This window comes from Mycobacterium sp. 852002-51971_SCH5477799-a, from assembly GCF_001667145.1.
Classification (GTDB): Bacteria; Actinomycetota; Actinomycetes; order Mycobacteriales; family Mycobacteriaceae; genus Mycobacterium.
Genome location: NZ_LZIF01000116.1, coordinates 231376 through 255344 on the forward strand (window position 1 = coordinate 231376; position 23969 = coordinate 255344).

Consider the following 23969-nt stretch of genomic DNA (forward strand, 5'->3'; position numbering starts at 1 on the left):
GCGCGTTATGCGAATTGCGGTCGAGCGACGATAACCGGTATTCGGAGGCCGCGGCGCTCATCGCGCTCGCGGACCGAGTGCAGGACCGCGTTGCTGACCGAACCCAGCACCATCCTGCTCAGACCACCCCGACCGCGACTGCCGACGACCACAGGCTGCGCAGTGTGCGACTGATCGATGAGGTGTCGCGCCGCCCGGTCTTGGGCGATGAGTCGATGAACGGTGACGTCAGGACAGCGTTCTTGCCAGCCCGCCAGCCTCTCGGCGAGGCTGCGTTGGGCTTCGCTTTCGACCGCCGGCCAATCGATTTCGAAGACGTCCATCACCTGCCGATGGGAACATGGTGGTCCGCCGGCATCACCTCTTCGGCGACTTTCGTCGCGCGCATGATCGCCTTCTTGCCCTCGTCTTCCAGACTCGTGACGAGCGACTCGGGGTACGGAACCGGCGGGAATGTCGCGGTGGGAGTCGATGCCGCGTGCACGACGGTAAGCGGAATGTTCTCATCCCGCTTCGCGCGCTGCCCAGCCCGCGGCGACAGTTGATCAGGCTTTAGTCCTCACCTGTCGTACCGGAGGTCTCTGGTCGCTGCCTGTCGACGGGATTGCTCAGGCGAACAGGCTCTGCCCGATGTAGTGGCCTTCAGCAGGCGCCGGCGGCACCGCGAAGATAGCTGATCCGATGTGCCGGATGTATTCGTTGAGCAGGTCGTGGGCGCCCAGGCGGTTCTGCAGGCGGATGAAAGCTTGCGGATCATTTTGATACGAAACGAAAAGCAGACCGGCGTTGAGTTGGCCGTTGGCGTCCAGGCCATCGGTGTAGTTGTACGACCGTCGGCGGATCATGACGCCGTCATTGTTTTCCCGGGCGGCAAGGCCGACGTGAGACTTCGGATCGATGAGCGGGTTTCCGTCGGCGCCCATGGCGGCGAAGTCCGGTGTATCGAATTCGTGCTTGCCGCTCAGCGGCGCACCTTCCTCTTTGGTGCGCCCGAAGATCCTTTGCTGATTGCCGATCCGGTCGACGTCCCACGTCTCCATCAACATCCGAATCTTACGGACGACCTGGTACGTCCCCCCGTTCATCCAGGGCTGGTCGCCGTTGGTGACCCAGACATATTTCGCGTACTCCGCATCGGTGGCGATATTGCGGGTTCCGTCCTTGAATCCCAACAGGTTTCGTGGCGTGTGCTGGCCGGGTCCGGCAGAGGCCCGGCCGAACCCGAGCACCGCCCAGGACGGCGACACGATGTTGCGGCCAAGGCGGGCCAAGTTGCGCACCGCGTGGTAGCAGACCTGGGGATCGTCGGCGCACGCCTGCACGGACAGGTCGCCGCCATGCATGCGCGGATCCAGGTTGTCCCCGTTCAGCGGCGGCAGGTCGGTGAACACGGCGGGTCGCCGAGCCGCCAGTCCGAACCGATCACCGAACAGCGACGGCCCCAGCCCGATCGTGACGGTGAGGCCGGCGGGGCTCAGCCCGTAGGCCTCCCCGGTGTCGGCGGGAGGCTGCACCTCGACCTGGGGCTGTACCGTGCCGACCGGCTTCCCCTGCTGCAGGATCGCAGCGGCGGCCGACCAGCGCGCCAACAGTCTCTGTAGCTCGGTCCGGCCGGCGCCGTCGGCCAGCGAGAACGACATGAACATGGCGTAACGCTGTGGGGGCGTGTCGATTCCGCCTTGGTGGGGCTGGCCGTAAAAGGGGTAACTGCGGCGCAGATCGACGGTGTCATCGTCGTCACCACGCTGTTCCGCGGCCAGGGCGTGACCGGCGAACCCGCCACCGAGGGCACCGATGGCGGCGCCACCGAGCCCGGCCAGCATGGCGCCACCGAGCGCGCGCCGACGCGACACCGCTGTGGAGTCAGCCGGTGCCCCAATGTCGTTCGGGTCGCCGTCGGAGGGTGGGGTGATGTCGTCGGTCATGATCAGCCGGCCGTGACGACTTTTTGGGCGACGGTGGACAGGCTCTGGTGCAGCGGCTGGATCACCGCGGTCAACTTGGGTGCGTCGCTGGCCTTCAGCGCCGGAGTGTAGGTCTTGTAGCCGCCGAGCGCGGCGGGGTCGCGATACCCGTCCAGGGTGGCGAGCACGGTCTGGAACTGCTGATCGATCTGGTGAACCAGATTGGCGTCGATCTTCTCCAGGCCCGGTCGCAACGACGCGTACGCCTGCTGGGCGCCTTCGACGTTGCCCGAAAAGTCCACCAAGTCAATGTGACTGAAGGCCTCTTCCTCTCCGGTGATCTTGGTGTTCTGGATCTCTTCGATCAGGTCGCTGGCACCGTTGGCCAGGTCCTCGGGTTTGTACTGCAGGCTCGCGACGATGCCGTTCAATTTGCCGACGTTGCCGACCAATTCGGTGCTGAGCGTCTTCGTTCCGGGCGTGATCGCGCCGCCCTGCCACAGATCGCGCTCGATGGCGTGAAAGCCTTTCCATCCGACTTTGGCGTCGACCGGCGTCGACTCACGCATGTCGATCAAATAATCCAGGTTGCCGGCGTTGTCGCCGACCGCGAAGCCCGGCAGCACGAAACCCTCCACGGTGGATTCCGAACGCTCCCAGAACAACCGGGCCTTGGCGTAGGCGGCCTTTGCCGCATCGACGTCGCCCGATTGCACGGCGGCATCGAGCGCCTTCACGCCGTCGTTGAGCTGACCGATTTGGCTGACGATATAGGCCGCGTAGTCCTTGGTGCCCTGGCCGAGGATGCTGGCCACGGTGCCCGTCGGCGTCGCCGGCGCTTTACCCGACACCGTCAGGGTCTGGTATTCGGTGCTCGCCCCCGGACAGTAAAGCTGGTAGGCGCCGCCGTCCAGCGAAACCGTGAACGACACCGCGTCCAGGCCGGGCGCGAGGTTCTCCTTCTCGCCCACAATGCGCTGATCTCTGAGCAATTCGACCTCGTTGATGCCGGGTGCATTCGTGTTGGCGACCGTGAAGGTCACCGGTCCGGCGGGCACGCTTGTGGTATCCAGTGTGCAGCCGTCCTGGCCACCGTTGTTCGCCATCGTGACCTTGACCGCGTTGGTACCTGCCGGCTTCGAGTGCTGTGCATGGTTCGAGTTGCCATCCGAGTGGCTGCATGCGGTCACCGGCAACACCGCCACCGCAACAAGAGCCGTTGCAGTCAACCAGTATTCACGAGACCGGGACGTTGCCCAGGCGATGCGACTCACCATGAACCGATTTCCTCTCATCCTCCTGTCGGCGGTCCACGCGCAGCGAGGCTACCGCTGCCAGCGCGCAAGCCAACGCAAAACCGGCCAATACCAGTGGAAGCCAAACATTCCAGAGCTGCCGCTCCCCGCGATGACGCTCGCTCGCCACAATCTCAGCGAGCGTCGAGTGGTCTTCGGCAGCGGACGTGGACCAGTCCGTCGCCAGTCCGCCAAGGCTCACGGTTTTGGCGCCCGTCAACCCTCCACCGGTCAACAGCGCCGTGCGGTTGCTCGTCGCGTGCGCACTGACCACAGAATCGCCTCGCGCGAACACGGTATACACGGTGGTCGTTGACCATTGCCCCTGGAACGGCCCCGGGGTGCGGCCTACCGCCAGGCCGACCGGCACCCGGCCCCCCGTCATGGTCAGCAACTGATCCAGCGTGACTTCCGGCGCGCCATCGGCCCCGGCCGCCTCGGAGACCTGCCATACCTGTACAGGCACGCCGTCCACTGTTTGGTCGTCTGCCGGGACAAGCACGATGTTGCGGACGGTCGAGGCGCCCTGGGCGACGACCTTCAGCTCACGTCCGTGCGGCCCCGTCACCAACGACACCGCAGCGGTGTGCCCGGAGCGGTCGGTGACGGTGCGCACCGGCGACGTCGGGGGCGAGGAAGCTGCGGGCGTCATGATCGTCAGCGCCGCCCCCACCACGAGTAGCACCGCCGACGTCGCCGTCATCAGCCGGCTGCGGGCTCGCGGGGCGGCCGCGAGCCGGGCCGGCCAGAGGAAAACGACCAGAACGGGCACGGCATACAGCAGCCAGCCCAGCACCTCGATGAGCCGAGGGTCGGCGGGGATGCCGAACACCCCGGTAGTCGCCGCGCCCAGCACCGAATTGCTGGGTATCCAGCCGGACAGGTCGAGCACCTGCTGCTGGCCGATGCTCACCCAGCCGGCCTCGTGCGCGGCGCGCAGCGCGCCGAGCACCAGGCCGGCGGCGATCAGCACCAGAAACACCCCGGTGACCCGGAAGAAGCGGGCCAGGTTGATCCGCAAGCCGCCGTAGTACAGGCCCACGCCGAGCCCGACCGACGTCAGGATGCCCACGGCGCCGCCCAGCACGGCAAACCACCGATTGCCATGCGACGTCTCGGCGGCGGCCAACAGAAACACCGACGTCTCGAAGCCCTCCTTGAGAACGGCAAGGAACGCCATCGCGGCCAGGGCGAACGCGCCACCACGGTTGACCGCTTGACGGGCCTCGCGCTCGAGTTCCCCCTTAAGCTGCCCGGCGTTGCCGTTCATCCAGATGATCATCGACGTCACGAACACCACCGCGATGGCGTTGATGACGGTTTCCATCATCTCTTGCTGGGCCTGCGGAAGGCTCGCGGCGAACAGGTCGAGGCCGACGCCCACTGCGACGCTGAGCAGCACGGCCACGGCGACACCGGCAAACATCGGCCGGACCGTCGAGCCGTTTCGTTTGAGGAAGGCACCGACGATGCTCACGATGAGCGACGCCTCCAGGCCTTCACGAAGACCGATGAGGAACGTGCCGATGAAAACGCCGAATAAGCCCTGCATACGCCTTATTTCTATCCCGCCGATCGGGACGTTCGGCCTAGCGTAGCCGAACTAAGCGACGGGCATTAGCCCTGGTCCGGTGGCTACCGCGTCAGCAGACCGGCGCCGTCACGAAGTCGATGAGTTCTTCGACCCGGCTGATCAGAGTCGGCTCCAGATCGTTCCAGTCGCGCACCCGCGAACGGATGTGCCGCCAGGCCTTCGCGATGTCCGCCTGATTGTTGTGCGGCAGACCGAGCGCCTGGCACGCGCCACGCTTCCATTCCACCTGCCGCGGCACCTCGGGCCAGGCCTCCAGGGCCAACCGCTGAGGTTTCACGGCCTGCCAGATGTCGACGTAGGGATGACCGACGACCAGCGTGTCGGTGCCGCCGGAGCCCCGCCGCACCGCATCGGCGATCCGCGCCTCCTTCGAACCGGCGACGAGGTGATCGACAAGCACCCCCAGCCGCCGCCCCGGCCCCGGGGCGAACTCGGCGACGATCTCCACCAGGTCGTCGACACCACCGAGTTGCTCGACGACGACGCCTTCGATTCGCAAGTCCTCGCCCCACACCTGCGCGATGAGCTCGGCGTCGTGGCGACCTTCAACGTAGATGCGGCTGGCGCGGGCGACCCGGGCACGGACACCGGACACGGCCACCGAACCGGAAGCGGTCCTGCCCGCGGCGGTCGGTGCCGGCCGGCGCGGCGCGGTGAGGATGACGGGCCGCCCCTCAAGCAAATACCCAGGGCCCAAAGGGAACCCACGCACGTGACCGCGTCGGTTTTCGAGGTCCACTCGCCCGTATTCGACGCGCACTACCGCGCCGACGTATCCCGTCTCCACATCCTCGACCACCAGGCCCAGTTCGGCCGGATGCTCGGTCGAGCGGGGCTTGCGTCGTCCCGCTGCGAGGACATCGGTTCCATAGCGATCCACCACGCGGGCAATACTAGAAAGCCTTGCGACCAAACACTGTTACGGCGCGCCACGGCCGGCGAATCGTCACCGAAATCACTTCCGCTGCGCCGGCCACCCCCTATAGAAAACCCGTTTTTAACTGTGTGGCGTTACTCAGCTGATGGCGCTGCCGATGGTACGTTGCTAGCTAAGCAAGCACTGCCGCTCACGCGCAACTTGCGGCGGTTAGCGAGGTGGACATATGGACCTGTCGCATTGGGTGACGAGCATTGTCGCTTTTGTGCGGGCCGGCTACCCCTCTGGCATGCCGCTCACCGGGCATGTGCCACTGGCGGCGTTGACGCGCCGACGGCTCTGTGGCGACGACATCACCGCCATCGCAAGGAATCTCATCGCGCGTCGGCTCTGGCCGATAAGTTCCATCGACATCGGCGTGGAGATCACCCGCATCACCAACCAGCTGCCCTCCCCCGACGAGATCGCGCGTGTCCAGCGTCGTGTGCATGCGCTCCGCTGCTCGCGCGGGTAGGCACCGCCGACCGACCAGTCAACAGATTCGGCGGCCATCCACACCGAAGAAGTGCAGGTGCCCGGGTTCCGGGTGCAGACGCACCCTGCTGCCTTTCTGCGGCGGGTTGCGCCCGTCGGCCCGCGCGACGATGGGCGCACCGATTACCCTGCCGGACCCGGTGATTCGCCCATAGAGGTAGGCATCCGCCCCCAGTTCCTCCACCACGTCGACCTCCATCTCGACACCGAGATCACCCAGCTCGAAATGTTCGGGACGAACTCCGACCACGACTTCGCCCGCGGCGCCGGCGGCCTCTCGGGGCAGGGCTATGGGCCAATCGCCCAAGGCCACAGTGGAATCCACGATGGGTAGGGTGAACAGATTCATCGCCGGCGATCCGATGAAACCCGCCACGAAGACGTTGTGTGGGTTGCGGTAGAGCTCGCGGGGTGGCGCGAACTGCTGTAGCACGCCGTCGCGCAGGACGGCGACTCGGTCGCCCATGGTCATTGCCTCGACCTGGTCGTGGGTGACGTAGACGGTGGTGGTGCCCAACCGCCGTTGCAGGGCGGCGATCTGGTTGCGCGTCTGCACGCGGAGTTTGGCGTCGAGGTTGGACAGTGGTTCGTCCATCAGGAACACGTGGGGCCGGCGGACGATCGCGCGGCCCATCGCCACTCGCTGCCGTTGCCCGCCGGACAGGCCCTTCGGTTTGCGATCGAGATAGGGTTGCAGGTCAAGCAGTTTCGCCGCGTCCAGCACCCGCTCACGGATCTGGTCCCTCGGCGTCTTGGCGATCTTCATGGCAAAGCCCATGTTCTGGGCCACCGTCATGTGCGGGTAGAGCGCATAATTCTGAAAAACCATCGCGACGTCGCGGTCCTTGGGATCGACGTTGGTGACGTCTCGCTCGCCGATCCGGATGTGCCCGGAGTCCACGACTTCCAGCCCGGCCACCATGCGCAGCGACGTGGTCTTGCCACACCCCGACGGTCCGACCAGGACGACGAATTCGCCGTCGCCGACGACAAGGTCCAGGTTGTCGAGGGCCGGTCGATCCGCTCCCGGGTAGCGCCGGGTCGCTTGTTCGAATGTCACCGACGCCATGGCTAGCCGCCCATCCCGGTGACGGCGATTCCGCGGACGAACGAGCGTTGCGCGACCGCGTAGATGATGACCAGGGGCAGCATGATGAGCATCGAGGTTGCCATCAGAACCGGCCACCGGGCAACATATTCGCCCTTCATCCGCACCAGGCCCAGGGTCAGGGTGGCCAGGCTGTTGCGCTGAATCATCAGCAGCGGCCACAGAAAATCGTTCCAGACGTTGACCCAGGTGAGCACGGCGAGCACCATCACCGCCGGCCTTGCGTGGGGAAGCAGGATTCGCCAATAGACCTGCCACGGCGAACAGCCGTCGAGTATGGCCGCCTCCTCCAAATCGGTGGGCAAGGTACGAAAGAATTGCCGCATCAGGTACGTGCCGAATGCGCTGCCGAATAAACCCGGCACGATCATCGCCCACGGCGTGTCAACCCAGCCGAGGGTCCGCATCACCAAGAATTGCGGGATCACGGTGACCGTCAGGGGCACCATCAGCGTGCCGAGATACACGACGAACAGCGCGTCGCGGCCACGGAAATCCAGTCGCGCAAAGGCGTATCCGGCCAGTGAGCAAAAAAAGACGTGCCCGGCGGTGACGCAGCCCGCGTACAGCACGGTGTTGAAGAACATCCGCCCGAACGGCATCAGCGCGAACACGTCGGTGTAGTTTGACCACCGCGGGTGGGCCGGCAGCAGCGTGGGCTCGCTGACCTCGCCTTCCGTTTTCAGCGAGCCCGACACCGCCCACGCGATCGGAAACAGCGCGCACCAGGCGACGGCGAGCAGCGCGCCATACACGATGCCGCCGCGCACCGCGGTGTGCTTGATGACACCCTCACTTAAGCCCACGCGAAGTCTCCAAAGATCGTCGATGGCTGACCCGCAACTGCACCACGGTCAGCACGAGCAAGACGGCGAACATCACCCACGCCAGCGCGGAGGCATACCCGAATTCGAGGAACGAAAAGGCGTGCTGGAACAGCATGATGCCCAGCACGTAGGTCGCCGATTCCGGCCCACCGCTGGGTCCGTTGAGGACATAGATCATGTCAAACGCCTGGAAGGCGTGGATGACCGAGATGATGATCACGAACGAGACCGACCCTCGGATCAGCGGAACGGTGATGGAGACGAATTGTCTTATCTCGCCGGCGCCGTCGATCTTGGCCGCCTCGTAGACCGTTCCCGGAACGCCTTGCATCGCCGCCAGCAAGACGACGGTGGCGAAGGGCACGCTGCGCCAGACGCTGACGATGCACAGTGAGGCCATGGCCCAATTGGGATCGACCAACCACGGGACCGGGCCAAGCCCTACCCACCCGAGCATGATGTTGAGCAAGCCGTTGTCGGTGTTGAAAACGAACTGCCACACTACCGCCATCACGACCGATGAGATAGCCAGCGGCAGAAAGACAATCGTTCGGAAGACGCCGATGCCCCTGACCTTCTGGTTGAGCACCCCGGCGACGGCCAGGCTGATGAGGACCGTCGGCACGACCGTTCCGAGGGTGAAGATGACCGTGTTGCGGATCGCGATCAGGAAGAGCGGATCGGAGGTGAACAGCTCTCCAAAGTTCCTCAGGCCCACGAATTTCGGTGGAGTGAACACGTCCCATTTCTGGAAGCTCATGTACAGCGAGAAGCCCAGCGGAAAAAGCATGAACACGGCGACTGCCGCCATGTTTGGCGCCACGAACAACCGACCCGCCCACGCGCGTCGGCGCCACGGGCTCGGGTCCTTCGGGGACCTTTTCGCCTTGCCGGCCGGCGCGGTCGCGCCAGGTGCGCCCGTCGAGGTCATGGGCTGCGCAGCACTTCGTCCACGGAGCGGGACAGGCCGTCCAACGAGGTGGCCAACTGGTGGCCCCGCAGGACGGGGCCAAAGTTGCGGTCCATCAAGGCGTTGACCTTCTCCCATGCCGGCGTGATCGGCAAGCCCTGTGAGAAGGCCGGCCCTTCGGTGAGCACACTGAGATTGCCGAGCCGTCGATGAGCCTTGGCGAATCCGTCCGATCGCAGCGCTGAGCGCAACACGGGAACGAACAACAGCGATTCACCAATCAACGCTTGCCCGACGGGGCCGGTCGCGAACTTCACGAATTCCCATGCCTGCTCTTTGCGGGGGCTGCTCGCCGAGATGGCCAGTCCAGTGGCGCCGATGTCGGAACACGCGGCGTGACCCTTTCCCAGCGCCGGGCCAACCGGCAACGGAGCGACATCGAAATCCAGATCCTCGGCCCGGATGTAGGTCTGATAGCGCCAATGCCCGCCGAGCGCGATCGCCGCCCGTCCCGCCGCGAAAAGATTGGGGGTCGACATCGACTGCATCCCCGATGCGTCGGGCGCGACTCGGTATGTGTTGGCCAGATCGGCGTAAAACTGCACCCCCTCCTGAAACGCCGCCTTGTCGAAGTTGAAGTGGGTGGGGTTGAGCCGCGGGTTAGACCAGGCGACGCCATTGTTCATCGCGAACAGGCCGGCCGAATAGTACGAACCCCAGGTGTTGACGAAGCCGTACTGCGACGCCCGCCCGGACGCGTCCCGCTTGGTCAGAGCGCGCGCCGTGTCCAGGAATTCGGTGAAATCCCAAGGCTGTTGCCACGTCTCGGGCGGCGCGGGCACCCCGGCCTCAGCGAAGAGCCTCTTGTTGTAGAACATGTAGTTGCCCGACCACTGTTCGGGCAGCGCGTACTGCTTTTCGTTGAACGTGAAGGTTTCATACAGTGCCGGGATGCTGTCCGCCATGAGCTGGTCGGCGAAAGCCTTGTCCCGTGCCAACAGCGTGTTCATGTCCAGCAGCACACCGCGGTCGGCGAGTTCGGCGTAGGACAGTTCCCACGTCATCAGCACGTCGGGGCATTTGCCGCCGACGCAAAACGTCGAAAGTTGTTGCATGACGCCCGGACCGGACTGCACCGGCCGAACCTTGATATCCGGGTGACGGCGCATGAACTCGTCGACGATCCGCATCCTGGCGTCGCGCTCGTCCGGGTTGGCCGCGAAGAAGAAGGTGAGGGCGTCGTCTTCGGGTGCGCACGCGGCGGGCCACGGTGCCAGCGCGGCCGCGGAAAGCGCGCCGGCGCCCCGCAACAGCTTGCGCCGTCCGAACGGCCTATCGAGCATGACTCTCCCGGTCTTGCCCCGTGGCCGGCTCTCCGGCCGAGTGTGTCTGACGTCCTTGGTACCCGATGAGATTGTGATGCTGTTGGTTCGGCCACCGCGGCAGCGTCAGCGCGGTCCGACGGATCCGCTCGGCATTGCCGGTGATGTCGATCGTGTGAATACGACCGTCGGCGCGGATGCCGATCACCAGCAGAACCTGAGCGCGCCCGCGGGCCGCGAGCACGATGCCCGGTGCCCCGTCGATGAGCATGACAGCACCAGCGCGCGCCCGCTGCGCGAACCGTCGAGTCTCCGTGGCGACCTCCGGCGCGCCACGCAACGTGGTCGGCACGTCGGCCGGGACCAGGACCGGATCGACCGTGCGAACCACCTCGGGAGCCAGCAGTTCGAGCAGGCCGGCGATGTCACCGCCGCGGGTGGCCGTCAGGAACGCCTCCACCACCTTCAGGTGGTGAGCCGTGCGGCGTGGCGGGGCGGCCGGCTCCGCATGCACGCGCCCGCGTGCCCTGCTCGCCAGCTTCTTGGTCGCGTCCGGCGACCGATGCATCACCGCGGCGATCTGCTCGAAGGGCATCGCGAAAACGTCGTGCAGCACAAACGCGACGCGCTGCGCCGGGGACAGCCGGTCGAGCACGACGAGCAGCGCACTGCTCACCGACTCCGTCAGCAGTGCGTCCTCGTCGGCCGGCGCTGACGCCGCCTGGACCAGCCGGTCCAGTTCGTCGGGTCCGGCGAGCGGTCGTTCGGCGCGACGCTTGCGCACCCGAAGCTGGTCGAATGCCTCGCGCGCGGTGATCGTCGTGAACCAGCCGGTGAGGTTCTCGACGGCGTCGAAGTCGGCGCGACTGGCCTTGAGCCAAGCCGACTGCACGGCGTCTTCGGCGTCGGCCACCGAGCCCAGCAGCTGGAACGCGACCGACCTCAAATGTCTTCGGTCGGCGTCGAAACGCGCCGCCAGATCCGCCAAATCCCTTGTTGCACCCATGGGTCACCTTTTTTGCACGAAACTCGTCAAGAAGGTGACCGCGTCCAACGGACTTCGTGTGGCAAAGGAGACAAGCACCATGACCTTACCGATTGTGCGCCGCGGCGCGCAGTGCGCGCACCCGACTCGCCGCTGCGGAATTTGCTGCGCGACAAGGGATTGATCAAGATGAATACCGCACTCGTCGTAATCACGCTGATCACCGCCGCCGTCACCGCGGCGATCGCCATCGCCGACTTCGTTCCGGCGCGATTCGTTCTTTCGAACTCTGCCGAGGTCGGGGTGCCGCCGTCCTGGTTACCGGCGCTTGGCGCCGCGAAGCTGGCCGGGGCCGCCGGGATCGTTGTCGGCCTGCTGGGCGCGTGGCAATTGGGTATCGCGGCCGCCGCCGGCCTAGTTGCATTCTTCGTCGGCGCGGTGGCGACTCACCTGAGGGCACGCGTCCTATACAACATCGCTTTTCCCGGCGCATACCTTTGCCTGTCCGCGGCATCGCTGGCGCTGATGGTGATCGTCAGACATGCCTGAAGGCGGTTGATCAGGCGGGAAAATACCTGATTCGGTTGATGGTGTTGCCGCGCCAAGCTACATCGGCGAACACGATGGCGCGTCCGTGACCCGAGTTGAGTGAGACGGCCACGGTGGGGCCTGCGCTATTCATCTTGGTTGCGCTGACTCCGTCAAGTTGCTCCATCAGCTCGGCCAGTTCGAGCGGGTCACGATCACCCAAAGTGATTGCGCCATCCGTGGACAGCGCCTGCGCCGCGGCAAACTTGTCTTTCCGCGCGACCGCGTCCAGGAACGCCGTCAACAGCCGCTGGTGGCGCGCTCCCACCCGCCGGAATCCGGCCATGAAACCTGCCGTGCCACGCCAGCCTTGATTGCCCAACAACCCCTTGGACAGGTTCAACGCGGGCCGCAAAGCACCCGAACCCGTGCGCAGGAACTGCAGCATCATGGCGGGAAGCTCCCAGTAGGCTCGCAGTTCGCCAATCTTCCACTCGCCGTTGGCTTCTCGGAGGTCATAGCGCAGGAAGGCGGGAATGTACATGGTCACCGCCGAACCCATCGCCACCTCGAGTTCGAGGTCACGCAGCACCGTGGTGCCGACGACGATGTCGAGGTCGCGGTGGAACTTGATGTCACGCGGACCGATGAACGTGTCGTAAAAGTGCCCGATCTGCTCGTGCCCCACATGCGGTCGCGAGCCCACCGGGTCCTCGATGCGGCCATCGTCGGTGAACAGTCCCACCCACCCGGCGCGATCGTGCGCGGCGGCCGCCTGCGGCGAACGCTCGACGGCGGCGAGCAGACGTTCCCGACCCAGCGGCACCACCACTACGGTCCCCCCACCAACTCGATGCCGGCGGAGCGCATCTCCGCCAGCGCTTCGGCGGCCGAGTCGACCGCGGCGGCCGCGGTCAGGTCCACCAGCACCCTGGTGGTCAGGCCCGCCGCTGCCGCGTCCTCGGCGGTTCGCCGCACGCAGAAGTCGGTGGCGATGCCGGCCACGTCGACTGCGTCGACCCCCCGCCGTCGCAACCACCTGAGCAGCGTCGTGCCGTTCTCATCGGCGCCCTCGAAACCGCTGTACGCCGCGGCGTGAGCGCCCTTGCGAAACACCGCATCGAGGTGCCGCAAGTCCAGGTCCGGGCGAAGATCCGCGCCCGTGCTTCCGGCGACGCAGTGCACGGGCCAGGACGACGAATAGTCCGGGTTGTCGGAGAAATGATCACCCGGGTCGATGTGGAAGTCCTGGGTCGCCACGACGTAGTGGTAGCCCGGGTCACCGGACAGATAGGTGTTGATCGCGGGCGCCACGGCGGCACCGCGGGCAGTGGGCACCGAGCCGCCCTCGCAGAAGTCGTTTTGCACGTCGACGATGATCAACGCTCGCACGTGCTCCACCCTATCGGTGCGTACCCCTAGGCGGATCTAGCTGGAGTTATCGGGGTGGCGGTTTGCTCGACAAGCAGCCGGGTAATACACGGGCCATGGTGCTCAGGAGAATCGCGCGACCCCTGTTATCAGTGGCATTCATCGGGCAAGGAGTCAATTCACTGTTGAACCCCAAATCCGCGGCGGAGGCCGCGGCGCCGGCGGTGGACGGGCTGCAGGCATTGCCGGATTCGGTGAGCGGCAGCATCCCCAGCGACCCCGAGACGGTCGCGCAGATCACCGCGGCCGTACAGATCGGCGGCGGCCTACTGCTTGCCACCGGCAAACTTCCCCGCATCGCATCGGCGGCGCTCGCGGTGACGGTGTTGCCGGCCAACCTCGGGACACATTCGTTCTGGAACGAAAGCGACCCGGTGGCCAAAGCCCAGAAACGCCAGCAATTCCTCACCGACCTCAGCCTGCTGGGCGGACTGCTGATCGCCTCCGCCGACACAGCCGGTAAGCCCTCGCTCGGATGGCGTGGCCGGCAGGCGGCCGAACGGCTCTCCGAGCGGGTTTCGTCGGCGTGGCCCGGTTCCGACGACTCGGCGTTCGATGCGTCCGAGCTCGGTGACCGGATCGCACATGGCCTGCAGATCGGCGCCGAACGGGGCCGCGAACTCGCCAGCACGGCGGCAGAACGCGGCGCACCCTACGCCGAAGCCGCCCTCGAACGCGGCCGCGAACTCGCCAGCACGGCGGCAGAACGCGGCGCACCCTACGCCGAAGCCGCCCTCGAACGCGGCCGCGAGCTGGCCAGCACTGCTGCCGACCGCAGTAAGCCGCTGGCGAAGAAGGCCCGCAAGCGCGGTGAGCAATGGGCCGACGAGGCCGCCGACCGCGCCGCCTACCTGGCAGAGAAGGCGCGCAAGCGCAGCGAAGAGCTCGCCGACGAGGCCGCCGACCGCGCCGCGCCGCTGGCCAAGAAGGCCCGCAAACGCAGCGAGAAGCTGGCCAAGAAGGCCCGCAAGCGCAGCGAGAAGCTGGCCGGCACGGCGCGGGCGCGCGGCGAGGAGTTCGCCGAAACCGCCCGTCAGCGCGGCAACGACTTGGCCGACACCGCCCGCGAGCGAGTCGGCAGTCAGGTCGACACCGGCCGGCGCAAGCTGTCCTGGTAGTCACCGGAGCGGGCGGCCGAGTTTGAACTAGTCGGGCCAGCGCGCCCGCAAATTCTCCGGTGCCCACCTGGGCCACTCGGGCGCGCCGACCGTCAAGCCGCCGCTGAGCCGCGCGACGATGCGCGGCCCGCGATGCCGGCTGTTTTCGTAGATGGTTGCAAGGTCGGCCAGAGCAACGGCCTCGACGACCGGTATCCACAGCCGGTGATGGCGCAGGCGGATCTTGGCTTCCGGCACGTCGTGACCGCCCGCTGCCACGCGGTGCCGGACACGTTCGACCGCAAGGTCTTCCGGGATGAGCAGCACATGCAACACGACGGTGAAGCCCGCGCCGCGGGCGGCGTGGATGAGGTCCAGCTTCGACGGATGGGAAAACACCGTTTCGGCGATGAAGGACCGGCCCAGTTCGATCAGCTTTGTGCGGGTGTCGGCGGCGATGCGCGCGGCGTCGTAGGCGTGCGACGCCGGATCCTCGGGCCAGCGTTGCCGCGCGATTTCGTCGGCGTTGACCACGAGGCTTCCCGGCAGCAACGGCGCCAGAGTAAACGCGATGAACGTGGACTTACCGGCGCCGTTCGGCCCGACCACCAGATCAAGTCGATCCATCCGACCGCCGAACCGCCGGCGAACGCCGGGTCAGCGCCCGGCCGCGAGCACCACCGTGGCGCCGTCGGGGCGGTGCTCGACGATCTCGCCGTCGTCGTTGAGGGCTACGGTGGTAACCCCTTGCCCGGCCAGCGTCGCCCCGTAGTTGGCGCGCGCCAGGCTTTCCTCGATGGCCGCAGAGATCTCGGCGTTGAACACCACGCCTTCCTCGACCGTGAGTTCGCTGGTCGCCAGTTGACCGGCGAGTGCCGCTTCGACCCGGCGCCTCGAGGCGGCGTGCTGGCTGGACACCGCGCGCCCGACCCGCGCCCAGTGGTCGAGTTGCTGCTTAGCCGAGCGGCTCTGGCGGGCACCCTCAGCCGCCGCGCTGTCCATCAGGTCGGACGCAACGCGCGTCACACGATCGAGGGCCTCCGCCATGACTTCCTCCAATGCAACACTTCGTTACGAGTTGTAGCATAATGCTACATATCCGCCTCCGCCACACGCTAGCCGCGCGCTTTTACGACGGCATCCACAATCGCGTCGACGTCGGGACCGATGTCGACGGTCGAGCCGGCCTCGTCGGTACCGAGGGGCTCCAGGGTGTCCAGTTGCGAGCGCAGCAACGCGAGCGGCATGAAGTGCTCGGTGCGTGCGGCCAGCCGGCCGCCGATCAGTTCCGCCGAACCGGAAAGGTGCAGGAACTCCACGCCCGGGCAGTGCGCACGCAGCTGGTCGCGATAAGCCCTTTTCAGCGCCGAACAACTCACCACTCCGCCGTCGCGGTGGGCGGCCAACCAGTCGCCGACCCGCTCCAACCAGGGATAGCGGTCGTCGTCGTCGAGCGGTTCGCCGGCCGCCATCTTGGCGATGTTGGCTGCCGTATGCATGGTGTCGGCGTCGACGAACGGGACCCGCAAGCGCCGTGCGAGCGCCGCGCCCACCGTCGACTTGCCCGATCCGGAGACGCCCATCACCACGACGGGGGCCGGTTCGCTCACCTAAGTCTGTTCGCCGAGATTGCGGTTCCACTCCAGCCAGCCGACACCGCCACGCCCGTCGGCGGTGCTGATCGTGACCCAGACGCGCGGAAACTGGCTGACCCGCCCGTCCGTCGCGACGAGCCGAACCGGTGCCTGACCGCGCACGTCCACGGTCGCGTTGATCTGCCCCGGTTCCAGCACCAGTGTTGCGTTCATCGGTAATCCGTTGTCGGCGAACGACTCTCGTGAGTCGACGGTCTGCAGTTCGGTGACCTTGCCATCGGCGCCCTGGGTGTAGCCGATGCTGAACGCGGGCGCCCCGGGGATCCGGATGTTCACGCCGTGCAAATGGGTGCCGTCGTCGAGGTGCAGCGCGCTCCACAGCCAATCCATCCCCCACCAATCGCGCACGCCCCACGAGTGATCGCGTTGGCCTGCAACGGATTCCAACCGGTAGCTGTGGTCATCGATCGTGACGCTGCCCGAGACGGTGCACGGGATTTCATAACGCGTCGTCAAGCCGTACTTGTACGGCGTGCCGTCGGTCGCCCACAGCAGGCTCATGGTCATCTCGGCCGGGGTTCCGGGCTCGCCGCGCAACAACGCCGACGGGTCGGCGTAGGCCTGGGCACGCGCCCGCACGTCGACGCGGTAGCTCTGCAGGGGCACCTCGGCGGAATGGCCGAGCTCGACGTCATCGGTGCGCAGGCTCCACGGGTCCGACGGCAGCGGCACTTGCGCGTCCACGGCGACGGTGGGCATGTCGGGTCCGCACAACAGCACGTGCATCCACGCGATGTGCTCGTTGGCCACTCTGCCGAGTCGGAACCAGCCGCCCAATCCTTGTGCCGCATCGGCGAAGTCGGCGTACCAGCTCTCACTCCACAGCGGTTCGGCGGTGGGATCGTGGGCGAGTTCGTCCTCGGCTGACGGCCGCAACGGCTCGGGAGCCACCGCTTCGGGCAGCGTCGACAACGCGTCCGTGTCGAGCACGTGGTCGCAGTGCCGTCGCAGCATCGTCATGAACATCTGGTCGCCGCGGTCTGTGCGCTCGACCAGCATCGACGAGACGATCGCCATCATCACCCCGAAGAAGCTCTGCCGCCGCACACCGTCGGCGACGTCGGCCAGGTCCAGTGGCGCCCGCGAGCCGAGCGCGTCGTGGTAGGCCCGCAGCAGCGCGTCGTAGTGCTGCCGACGGTCCTCGGTGGACAGGGCACAACCGAGGAAGTAGGCCAGGTCGGTCAGGGCCGGGCCCCAGGAAACGGTCTGCCAGTCGACCACCGTCAGTGCGCGATCCGCGCCGTCGGTGCCGAACAGCATGTTGTCCAAGCGGTAGTCGCCGTGCACCAAGCCTTGGACTCGCCCGGGCGCCTCCGCCTCCTGGGCCAGGTAGCCGTCGAACGCGGCAATCAGGCGTTCGCACACCACGCGGTGTTCCGGCGCGATCTGGTCACCGTAGCGGTCGACGAAACCCGCATACAGCGGGTTGATCATCGCCTGGTTCAGCGGAGCCGCGCGGTTGAGCCACGGCGCCTCGGCCAGCGAGACGTCGCCGAGCAGCGGCCCGTGCAGCCGTCCCAGTTCGACGGCCCCGAGGTGGGCCTGTTCTACTGTGGCGCCGGCGATTTCGTCGCCCACGACCGCCGGGCCGGCATCCCCCAGCAACAGATCGAACACGCCCGTCGAGGTGTCGACCGCCGCGTGGTAGCAGGGCGCGATGGGTCCGCCCAGACGCGGCGCGATGTCGCCATAGAAGCGCACCTCCCGCTCGTAGAGCCCCAACGCCAGGCCGGTCTGCCGGCTGACCGGATCGGTGGCCGCGACCTTCAGCACCACCGACTCGGGACCTTCCGCGGGTCTTTCGGCATAACTGAGCCGGACGCGATAGCACTCGCTCATCTGGCCGGTACCGATACGCTCCACCGAGAAATCGGCGATGGGTCCGGTGCCGATGACCGCGGCCAGCCAGGACGCGGTGAGGTCACTGGGTCGTTCGATGACTTGCTCGGTCTCGGCATGCATGGGGGTCAGCGTGCCAGGTCAACGCACCAGTGAGAAGCCGTCCCATGCCATTCGGCGATGTGGGTGTGGATCGAACTCGACGCGCGACTTGCGGTCGAAGACCATCACGGCGCGGTCTTCGGCCGTGTAGACGGGCCAGTCCTCCCCCGGCACCCCGGTCCGGCTGAACGCACGCCACCGCCGCTGCACCTGGTTGCTGACCCGCAACGCGGCCCGCTGGTCCGCCGCCGCGGTCAACAACGCCCCGAATCTGGTGCGGTAGAAGTCGAAGACCGCGAGCAACTCGGTGGCGTGGGTGGCACCGAAACCGGACCAGCGCAGCGTGCGCGGAGCGTAGTCATACCGGTAGAGGTACGTCGGCGCGTGGGCGCCGTGGGCCTCGGCGATCTGCCAGGCCGCCGACGCGAAGGCGAAGTCGCCGCCGAGCTGGATGCACGCCGCCCGGTCAGGATAGTCGGGATATGCGGAGGTGATGCGTTCCCGGATGGCGGGTTCCGCCTCGGCGAGCAGCTCTTCGACCATCGTCGCGTTGGTCGGCAGCATCGTCAGGAACCGGGTGAACAACCGGCCCTCTTCGGCATTGGTGCCCACGATCAAAGGGACCCGGTGGGCCTCGCCGCGCCGCATCGCCTCGACCGGATCCATCGGCAGGATGTCGTCACCGAAGACGGGGCCGATCGGGAAGGCGCCCAGCCTGTCCTGCATGCCCTCGTCGATCAATCGGTGTTGGGTTTCCACCAGCTGGGCCGCGGACACCTGCATCAGCGCGTCGGCGGCGTCTTGCCTGCGCACCCCGAGCAGGTTGGCGAAGCGGTTCGCGAACTCTGCCGCAACCTCTTTCGACCGCACCAGGCCCGACGCCGGGCTTTCCGAGATCGCTCGGGCGAACAACCCTTCGGCGGCGGGCACCGCCAGCAGTGAGGCGGTGATGCACGCCCCCGCGCTCTCCCCGAAGATGGTGACGTTGTCCGGGTCACCGCCGAATCCCGCGATGTTGTCGCGGACCCACTGCAGCGCCAGCACCAGGTCGCGCAGATACAGATTGCTGTCGATGGTGATCTCCGGCGTCGAGAGCGACGAGAAGTCGACGCACCCCAGCGCGCCCAGCCGGTAGTTCACCGACACGTACACGCATCCCCGGCGCGCCAGGGGCGCTCCGTCGTACAACGGTGTCGCCGAGCTGCCCAGGAAATAGCCGCCGCCGTGGATGAACACCATGACGGGCAGCGGTCCCTCGGCGGCACCCTCAGGCGCCACGACGTTGAGGGTGAGGCAGTCCTCGCTCATCGGCTGAAAGCGTCCGCCCAAACCCGACATGCCGAGCAGGGTGTAGCGGCGCTGTTGGGGCGCGCAGTTGCCGAAACCATGGCAGTGGCGGACACCCGACCACGGCTGGGCCGGCTGCGGCGCCCGGAAGCGCAGGCTTCCCACCGGTGGACGGGCATACGGGATCGACCGCCACCGAGTGACGCCGTCTCGGGTGAAGCCTTCGACGGTGCCGATGGCCGTGCGTGCGCGGACAGTGCGGTCATGCATAATCCGACGGTAACCGACATGATGGTCGTAACGCGCGCACAGCGCCTTATTTGCGCGGCGCGGCGGTTAGCCTGGCTGAATGCGGATAGCTGCAATGATCGCCGCGACATTGCTGGTCGCCGGATGCTCGCACGGCACGGGCGGCCATCCGGAGCCGACCGGAGGCACCCCCCAGGCATCCACCGGCGCCGGGGCGCCTGGGAACAAATCACCGGGACCATCCGTCGGGCCCGCCGCGGGTGCGGCAATCTCCGAGGTCATCGCGTGGATCGAGGCCGGTCACCCCGCCGATCCAAGCCGTTTCCACGCGGCCACCCGCGACGGGACGACCACTCCGCTCGGCGACGACATCGCACTGACGGCGATGGCGGGCAAGGTCTCCTGCATGACCGATGCCAAACACACCGGTGGCGCGCTGGCCTGCCTGGTGCGTCTGACCAATCCGCCGCCGGCGCCCGCGACGGCGTATGGCCAATGGCAAGGCGGTTGGATCGGCTTCGACGGGGTGAACCTGCAGGTCGGATCTGCCCGAGCCGATCCCGGTCCGTTCATCAACGGCAACGGACCGGAACTGGCGAACGGAGATTCGCTGTCGTTCGGTGACTACCGGTGCCGCGCCGACCAAACCGGCCTTTATTGCGTCAACTACGCGCACCAGTCGGCGGTCAAATTCAGCCCCGCCGGCATCGAGCCGTTCGGCTGCCTGAAGTCGGCGCCACCACCGGACGGTGTCGGCACGGCGTTCAGCTGCTGAAGCCGGCCTTGATGGTCGCGAAGAGCTCGCTCATCTCGTCGGCGGTCCCGCGCGGCACGGTGTAGCCGGCTTCGTCGTGGATCTCGTCCAGATGGTCGCGCACGTCCTCGATGGACAGCTCGGGGCGGTAAAAGCCCTTTGTCCTGCCGATGAAGAACCGCGAAACATGGCCTGCCCCAACGGTATAGATCTCCCCCGACACCGGACAGCACCGGTGGGTCAGGTAAGCCGCCACGGGGGCCACCAACGCGGGATCCAGTCGCTGTAGGTATTGACTCACCAGGTCATCGAGCACCGCTTGCGCGGCGGGATCATCGGGCTGCGCGGCACCGTCCACGGAGTGCGCCAGCATCCGTGTATAGGCAATCGGGGCGATGGCGTTGACCTTGATGTCGCGATCGGCGGCTTCGGCGGCGAGAACGCGAGTCAGGCCGATCAATCCGGTCTTGGCCGAGCCGTAGTTACTCATACCCGCGGCACCCAAGATTCCGGCCGCCGAACAGGTATTGAGAATCCGGCCATACCCTTGCTCGCACATCGCCTTCCACGCAGGCCTTGTCACGTAGACGGCGCCCTTCAGATGCACGTCCAACAGCTGTTCGAAGCGGTCGGCGGTCATCTCCTCGAATGGCGCGTCCCGCACGATTCCGGCATTGTTTATCACGATGTCGACTCGGCCCCATGCGTTCAGGGCGGCGTCGATGATCGCCTGCCCACCTTCGGGATTGGTGACGCTGTGACGGTCCGCGACCGCCTCACCGCCCCGGTCGCGGATCTCATCGACGACGGCGCCCGCAGTCGCGGCGTCGAATCCCTCCCCGGTCACCGAGCCGCCGATATCGTTGACGACGACGCGCGCGCCACGCGAGGCAAGCAGCAACGCGTATTGCTTGCCCAAACCGCCACCGGCCCCGGTGATGACGGCGACCTGGTCGTCGAACCGCAGTTCGCCGCTCACCAGCTCACCGGAAGTTCTTTCATGCCATAGATATTGGCGTCTTTGAAGCTCAGCTGCCCGGCCGGTACCGCTAGTTTGAGGCCGGGCAGCCGACGGGCCAGCGTAGCGAACGCGACCTGCATTTCGACGCGGGCGAGATTCGCTCCGATGCATTGATGGACGCCGTAACCAAAGCCCAGGTGCCCACGGGTGTTTCGGTCGGCGTCGAACGATCCGGGATTGGCTACGAATTCCGCGTCCCAGTTCCCGGCGAGCAAGCTCATCATCACATACTCCCCGGCGCGAATCAGCTGACCGCCGAGCATCAGGTCTTCAGTCGCCACCCGGTCGACCTGGCTGTGCACGATGCTGAGGTAGCGCATGAGCTCTTCGACGATATTGGCGATGACGGCCGGGTCCCCGGTGTGTCCCAGGCGCTCGAAGACATCGGAATGTTGCAGCAGCGCAACCGTTCCCAGCGAGATCATGTTTGCGGTGGTCTCGTGGCCGGCCTGCATCATGATCACGCCGTTCATGGCCGTGGTGGCACGGTCGAGCTGACCCGTCGCCACGTATTCGGTGACCAGGCGGCTGATCAAGTCGTCTCCGGGTTCGCACGCCTTGCGTTCCACCAACTCCTCGATGTAGGCGTACATGGCGCCGAAAGCCTGTCCCTTTTCTGCGTCGGTGGACCTCTGGTCAAGCCCCTTGGTGGTGTTGAACTGAAAGAGTTCCAGGTGTTCGGGTGGCACTCCCAGCAGCAGCGCGATCACCATCGACGGCACCGGCAACGCGAATTCACGCACCAGATCGGCCGGTGCGCCGTGCTCGATCATCTGGCCGAGGTGGTGGTCGACCATGTCCTGGATCTGCGGTCGCATCGACTCGCAACGCCTGAAGGTGAAGTTGCTGGCCATCATGCGCCGCAGTCGGTGATGCTCGGGATCATCGGTGCGCGCGAACATCACCGGGACCTTGTTGTCGTCGTCCTTCGACATGATCGAGTCGGGAATCGTCTTCGCGGACAGGCGAGGATCGACAAGCGCCGCCCTGATGTCCCGGTAGCGGCTGACCACCCAGACCGGGTTGCCCTGGAACATCGCCTGCCGTAGCCCGGGACCGTCCCGCCACTCCTGGAACTCGGGCGGGGGCGCGAGTGGGCAGGTTGCCGGCCGTGGGATGGGCAGCACCGGTAGTCCGGCGTCGGAACGCACTTCGGAAGTCGTTGACATGTACCGTGTTTCCTGTTAAGTGTCAGCTGCCTGCCAGTTATAGAGCGTAAAGCCAGCCTAGTTGGCAGTCAACCGTCAGTTACGCTAGTCACCATGACCGCGGTTGAGGATCGGCCGTTGCGAGCCGACGCTGCGCGCAACGTCGAGCGCATCCTGCGTGCGGCTCGTGAGGTGTACGGCGAGTTGGGGCCGGACGCCCCGGCGGAGGCCGTCGCGCGCCGTGCGGGCGTCGGTGAGCGGACCCTGTACCGCAGATTTCCGGCCAAGGCCGATCTGGTCCGCGCCGCCCTGGATCAAAGCATCGCCGAAGACCTCACCCCGGTGATCGATAGCGCCCGCCTCGCCAAGGATCCGCTGCACGGTCTCACCCAACTGATTGAAGCGGCGATCTCGCTGGGGGCGCGCGAACACAGCCTGCTGACCGCCGCGCGCCGCGCCGGATCACTCACGTCGGACATCTCGGTGTCCCTCAACGCCGCCCTCGGCGAGCTCGTCCGAGCTGGCCAGCGAGCCGGCAGCATCCGCGCCGACCTCGTCACCGACGATCTGCCCCGCCTGGTCGCGATGCTCTTCAGCGTGCTGTCGACCATGGATGCGGACAGCGACGGTTGGCGACGCTATGTCGCGCTCATCCTCGACGCGATATCGGTCAACGACCGGCGGCCGCTGCCTCCGGCCGCCGCCTTGCGTTACGAGGTGCAGCCGGACAGCTGGCCGCTGTAATCGGTGGAGCTCAGCTAGCCGGCAAGCCCGCTTTGACCGCGGCCTCTTGATTACGGGCGAGATCGAGCATGACATCGGCGGGCGTGGGATTGCCGATGACACAATCGGACTCCAGGTCGACCATGGCCCTGCCCACGACGAACACCGCCTCGGAAATCTCCATGGGATTGGCCGGGTCGGTCCCCTGGCCGATCACCAAGAACCCGTTGGTGCCGACGTCGAGGGGCTGTTGCTGCCCGTTGACCTTCTTGCCGACGACATCGCGCATGTTCGCCGCCGTCTGGGTGGCCGTGGCCGCGTCGGGAAACACCGCGATCGTGTCGATGATGGTGCGCTTGCCATCGGGGTTCTTGAAAACCTGTCCCACGCCGGTGATGCCGCTGGGATTCTGGCTCGGCGGTCCGTCGGCGGTGGCGTTGGGGCCGACGTCGCTGGGCTTGATCAGCAGGTGGCTGTAATCCGCCGGCGCCCCCGGACCCGCGCCGGCCGAGGAGCTCGACGAGGTAGCCGACGGCGAGGCCGAACCCGATGATGTCGTGGAGTTCTTTTCCCCGCCGCAGCCCACCAACGTCGCGCTGACCAACACCGCGGTGACCGTCAAGCCGAGCGCGGACGTCCGCACCGTATTCATAGGGTCTCCTTCAAGACGTCAGCTATTTGTATCCCTTGCCGCGCGCGTAGGCACTGCGACACACGAAATTCGGCCGACGAACTGATGTTCATCTGCAGCCCAGCCTATGGGCTTGACCCGATCTCAG

General features: G+C 66.5%; 23 protein-coding genes and 2 pseudogenes. 5 read left to right on the forward strand and 20 right to left on the reverse strand.

From position 1 onward, the window contains the following. Window positions 1-5 precede the first annotated feature (5 nt). From A5753_RS25250 to A5753_RS20250, 5 genes and pseudogenes are all read right to left on the reverse strand, one after another. Window positions 6-545: pseudogene (locus tag A5753_RS25250) on the reverse strand (universal stress protein); the annotation flags it as partial. Window positions 546-608: 63 nt separating this feature from the next. Then, the gene (gene efeB / locus A5753_RS20235; protein WP_067132262.1) at window positions 609-1925 is read right to left on the reverse strand and encodes an iron uptake transporter deferrochelatase/peroxidase subunit; all 1317 of its coding nucleotides are present in this window, start codon (window positions 1923-1925) and stop codon (window positions 609-611) included. A 2-nt stretch (window positions 1926-1927) separates the two neighbouring features. Further along, entirely contained in the window at window positions 1928-3103 is a 1176-nt protein-coding gene (gene efeO, locus A5753_RS20240) for an iron uptake system protein EfeO (protein WP_197694757.1), read from the reverse strand. Window positions 3104-3140: 37 nt separating this feature from the next. Then, complete coding sequence (efeU, locus tag A5753_RS20245; protein WP_067132265.1) at window positions 3141-4751, reverse strand: iron uptake transporter permease EfeU; 1611 nt, start codon at window positions 4749-4751, stop codon at window positions 3141-3143. Window positions 4752-4842: 91 nt separating this feature from the next. Then, window positions 4843-5676: a DUF3097 domain-containing protein gene (locus A5753_RS20250; protein ID WP_067132268.1), complete on the reverse strand. Its 834-nt coding sequence runs from the start codon at window positions 5674-5676 to the stop codon at window positions 4843-4845. 220 nt (window positions 5677-5896) lie between these two features. Here A5753_RS20250 and A5753_RS20255 point away from each other — a divergent pair, with 220 nt between their 5' ends. Continuing rightward, on the forward strand, window positions 5897-6184 hold the full coding sequence (locus tag A5753_RS20255) for a DUF3349 domain-containing protein (protein WP_067132271.1): 288 nt from the start codon (window positions 5897-5899) through the stop codon (window positions 6182-6184). 18 nt (window positions 6185-6202) lie between these two features. On the opposite strand, the gene A5753_RS20260 is transcribed toward A5753_RS20255, so the two are convergent. The 5 genes and pseudogenes from A5753_RS20260 to A5753_RS20280 all read right to left on the reverse strand — a co-directional run bounded on the left by A5753_RS20260 (window position 6203) and on the right by A5753_RS20280 (window position 11377). Next, window positions 6203-7273, reverse strand: a complete 1071-nt coding sequence (locus A5753_RS20260) for an ABC transporter ATP-binding protein (protein ID WP_067132274.1) — start codon at window positions 7271-7273, stop codon at window positions 6203-6205. Window positions 7274-7275: 2 nt separating this feature from the next. Next, window positions 7276-8097, reverse strand: coding sequence for a carbohydrate ABC transporter permease (locus A5753_RS20265; protein WP_369829343.1), 822 nt, complete (start codon window positions 8095-8097; stop codon window positions 7276-7278). A gap of 7 nt (window positions 8098-8104) precedes the next feature. Further along, window positions 8105-9051: pseudogene (locus tag A5753_RS20270) on the reverse strand (carbohydrate ABC transporter permease). Window positions 9052-9066: 15 nt separating this feature from the next. Beyond that, the gene (locus tag A5753_RS20275) at window positions 9067-10392 is read right to left on the reverse strand and encodes a sugar ABC transporter substrate-binding protein (protein WP_067132281.1); all 1326 of its coding nucleotides are present in this window, start codon (window positions 10390-10392) and stop codon (window positions 9067-9069) included. Beyond that, window positions 10382-11377 (reverse strand): sigma-70 family RNA polymerase sigma factor, encoded by a 996-nt coding sequence (locus A5753_RS20280; protein WP_067132285.1) that lies wholly within the window; start codon window positions 11375-11377, stop codon window positions 10382-10384. Before A5753_RS20280 ends, A5753_RS20275 begins: the two co-directional genes overlap by 11 nt. A 168-nt stretch (window positions 11378-11545) precedes the next feature. On the opposite strand from A5753_RS20280, the gene A5753_RS20285 reads away from it, so the two are divergent. Beyond that, window positions 11546-11905, forward strand: coding sequence for a DoxX family protein (locus tag A5753_RS20285; RefSeq protein ID WP_067132577.1), 360 nt, complete (start codon window positions 11546-11548; stop codon window positions 11903-11905). 10 nt (window positions 11906-11915) lie between these two features. Here the strand turns inward: A5753_RS20285 and A5753_RS20290 are convergent, their stop codons facing one another. Together A5753_RS20290 and pncA are read right to left on the reverse strand one after the other, a co-directional pair. Beyond that, window positions 11916-12716: a ketosteroid isomerase family protein gene (locus A5753_RS20290; protein WP_067132287.1), complete on the reverse strand. Its 801-nt coding sequence runs from the start codon at window positions 12714-12716 to the stop codon at window positions 11916-11918. Then, window positions 12716-13276: a pyrazinamidase PncA gene (gene pncA / locus A5753_RS20295; protein WP_082971414.1), complete on the reverse strand. Its 561-nt coding sequence runs from the start codon at window positions 13274-13276 to the stop codon at window positions 12716-12718. Before pncA ends, A5753_RS20290 begins: the two co-directional genes overlap by 1 nt. A gap of 95 nt (window positions 13277-13371) precedes the next feature. Here pncA and A5753_RS20300 point away from each other — a divergent pair, with 95 nt between their 5' ends. Then, window positions 13372-14433 carry a DoxX family protein gene (locus A5753_RS20300; RefSeq protein WP_067132292.1) on the forward strand — a complete coding sequence of 354 codons (1062 nt, stop codon included), beginning with the start codon at window positions 13372-13374 and terminating at the stop codon, window positions 14431-14433. Between the two features lie 27 nt (window positions 14434-14460). Here A5753_RS20300 and A5753_RS20305 read toward each other — a convergent pair whose 3' ends face one another. The 5 genes from A5753_RS20305 to A5753_RS20325 all read right to left on the reverse strand — a co-directional run bounded on the left by A5753_RS20305 (window position 14461) and on the right by A5753_RS20325 (window position 19565). Then, entirely contained in the window at window positions 14461-15039 is a 579-nt protein-coding gene (locus A5753_RS20305; protein WP_067132294.1) for an AAA family ATPase, read from the reverse strand. A gap of 30 nt (window positions 15040-15069) precedes the next feature. Next, complete coding sequence (locus A5753_RS20310) at window positions 15070-15459, reverse strand: hypothetical protein (protein WP_067132297.1); 390 nt, start codon at window positions 15457-15459, stop codon at window positions 15070-15072. Between the two features lie 68 nt (window positions 15460-15527). After that, entirely contained in the window at window positions 15528-16022 is a 495-nt protein-coding gene (locus A5753_RS20315; RefSeq protein ID WP_067132300.1) for a gluconokinase, read from the reverse strand. After that, window positions 16023-18029 carry a phosphotransferase gene (locus A5753_RS20320; RefSeq protein ID WP_067132303.1) on the reverse strand — a complete coding sequence of 669 codons (2007 nt, stop codon included), beginning with the start codon at window positions 18027-18029 and terminating at the stop codon, window positions 16023-16025. A gap of 18 nt (window positions 18030-18047) precedes the next feature. Continuing rightward, window positions 18048-19565, reverse strand: a complete 1518-nt coding sequence (locus tag A5753_RS20325; protein ID WP_067132306.1) for a carboxylesterase/lipase family protein — start codon at window positions 19563-19565, stop codon at window positions 18048-18050. 79 nt (window positions 19566-19644) lie between these two features. Between A5753_RS20325 and A5753_RS20330 the strand changes: the two genes are divergently transcribed. Further along, entirely contained in the window at window positions 19645-20319 is a 675-nt protein-coding gene (locus A5753_RS20330; RefSeq protein ID WP_197694751.1) for a hypothetical protein, read from the forward strand. Here A5753_RS20330 and A5753_RS20335 read toward each other — a convergent pair. After that, a complete protein-coding gene (locus A5753_RS20335) occupies window positions 20309-21277 on the reverse strand; it encodes an SDR family NAD(P)-dependent oxidoreductase (RefSeq protein WP_369829342.1) in 969 nt (322 codons plus the stop codon). The two genes, A5753_RS20330 and A5753_RS20335, sit on opposite strands and share 11 nt — an antisense overlap. Beyond that, window positions 21274-22488 carry a cytochrome P450 gene (locus A5753_RS24950; RefSeq protein WP_067132311.1) on the reverse strand — a complete coding sequence of 405 codons (1215 nt, stop codon included), beginning with the start codon at window positions 22486-22488 and terminating at the stop codon, window positions 21274-21276. Before A5753_RS24950 ends, A5753_RS20335 begins: the two co-directional genes overlap by 4 nt. 93 nt (window positions 22489-22581) lie before the next feature. Between A5753_RS24950 and A5753_RS20345 the strand changes: the two genes are divergently transcribed. After that, complete coding sequence (locus A5753_RS20345) at window positions 22582-23211, forward strand: TetR/AcrR family transcriptional regulator (RefSeq protein WP_067132314.1); 630 nt, start codon at window positions 22582-22584, stop codon at window positions 23209-23211. Between the two features lie 10 nt (window positions 23212-23221). Here A5753_RS20345 and A5753_RS20350 read toward each other — a convergent pair whose 3' ends face one another. Further along, window positions 23222-23842 (reverse strand): hypothetical protein, encoded by a 621-nt coding sequence (locus A5753_RS20350; RefSeq protein ID WP_067132317.1) that lies wholly within the window; start codon window positions 23840-23842, stop codon window positions 23222-23224. Window positions 23843-23969 lie beyond the last annotated feature (127 nt).

What these genes read in the sequence shown, in the direction of transcription:
- efeB (WP_067132262.1), bottom strand. Translation starts at nt 1,925, where the DNA reads ATGACCGACGACATCACCCCACCCTCCGACGGCGACCCGAACGACATT.
- efeU (WP_067132265.1), bottom strand. Translation starts at nt 4,751, where the DNA reads ATGCAGGGCTTATTCGGCGTTTTCATCGGCACGTTCCTCATCGGTCTT.
- A5753_RS20255 (WP_067132271.1), top strand. Translation starts at nt 5,897, where the DNA reads ATGGACCTGTCGCATTGGGTGACGAGCATTGTCGCTTTTGTGCGGGCC.
- A5753_RS20260 (WP_067132274.1), bottom strand. Translation starts at nt 7,273, where the DNA reads ATGGCGTCGGTGACATTCGAACAAGCGACCCGGCGCTACCCGGGAGCG.
- A5753_RS20275 (WP_067132281.1), bottom strand. Translation starts at nt 10,392, where the DNA reads ATGCTCGATAGGCCGTTCGGACGGCGCAAGCTGTTGCGGGGCGCCGGC.
- A5753_RS20280 (WP_067132285.1), bottom strand. Translation starts at nt 11,377, where the DNA reads ATGGGTGCAACAAGGGATTTGGCGGATCTGGCGGCGCGTTTCGACGCC.
- A5753_RS20285 (WP_067132577.1), top strand. Translation starts at nt 11,546, where the DNA reads ATGAATACCGCACTCGTCGTAATCACGCTGATCACCGCCGCCGTCACC.
- A5753_RS20300 (WP_067132292.1), top strand. Translation starts at nt 13,372, where the DNA reads ATGGTGCTCAGGAGAATCGCGCGACCCCTGTTATCAGTGGCATTCATC.
- A5753_RS20305 (WP_067132294.1), bottom strand. Translation starts at nt 15,039, where the DNA reads ATGGATCGACTTGATCTGGTGGTCGGGCCGAACGGCGCCGGTAAGTCC.
- A5753_RS20310 (WP_067132297.1), bottom strand. Translation starts at nt 15,459, where the DNA reads ATGGCGGAGGCCCTCGATCGTGTGACGCGCGTTGCGTCCGACCTGATG.
- A5753_RS20320 (WP_067132303.1), bottom strand. Translation starts at nt 18,029, where the DNA reads ATGCATGCCGAGACCGAGCAAGTCATCGAACGACCCAGTGACCTCACC.
- A5753_RS20325 (WP_067132306.1), bottom strand. Translation starts at nt 19,565, where the DNA reads ATGCATGACCGCACTGTCCGCGCACGCACGGCCATCGGCACCGTCGAA.
- A5753_RS20330 (WP_197694751.1), top strand. Translation starts at nt 19,645, where the DNA reads ATGCGGATAGCTGCAATGATCGCCGCGACATTGCTGGTCGCCGGATGC.
- A5753_RS24950 (WP_067132311.1), bottom strand. Translation starts at nt 22,488, where the DNA reads ATGTCAACGACTTCCGAAGTGCGTTCCGACGCCGGACTACCGGTGCTG.
- A5753_RS20345 (WP_067132314.1), top strand. Translation starts at nt 22,582, where the DNA reads ATGACCGCGGTTGAGGATCGGCCGTTGCGAGCCGACGCTGCGCGCAAC.
- A5753_RS20350 (WP_067132317.1), bottom strand. Translation starts at nt 23,842, where the DNA reads ATGAATACGGTGCGGACGTCCGCGCTCGGCTTGACGGTCACCGCGGTG.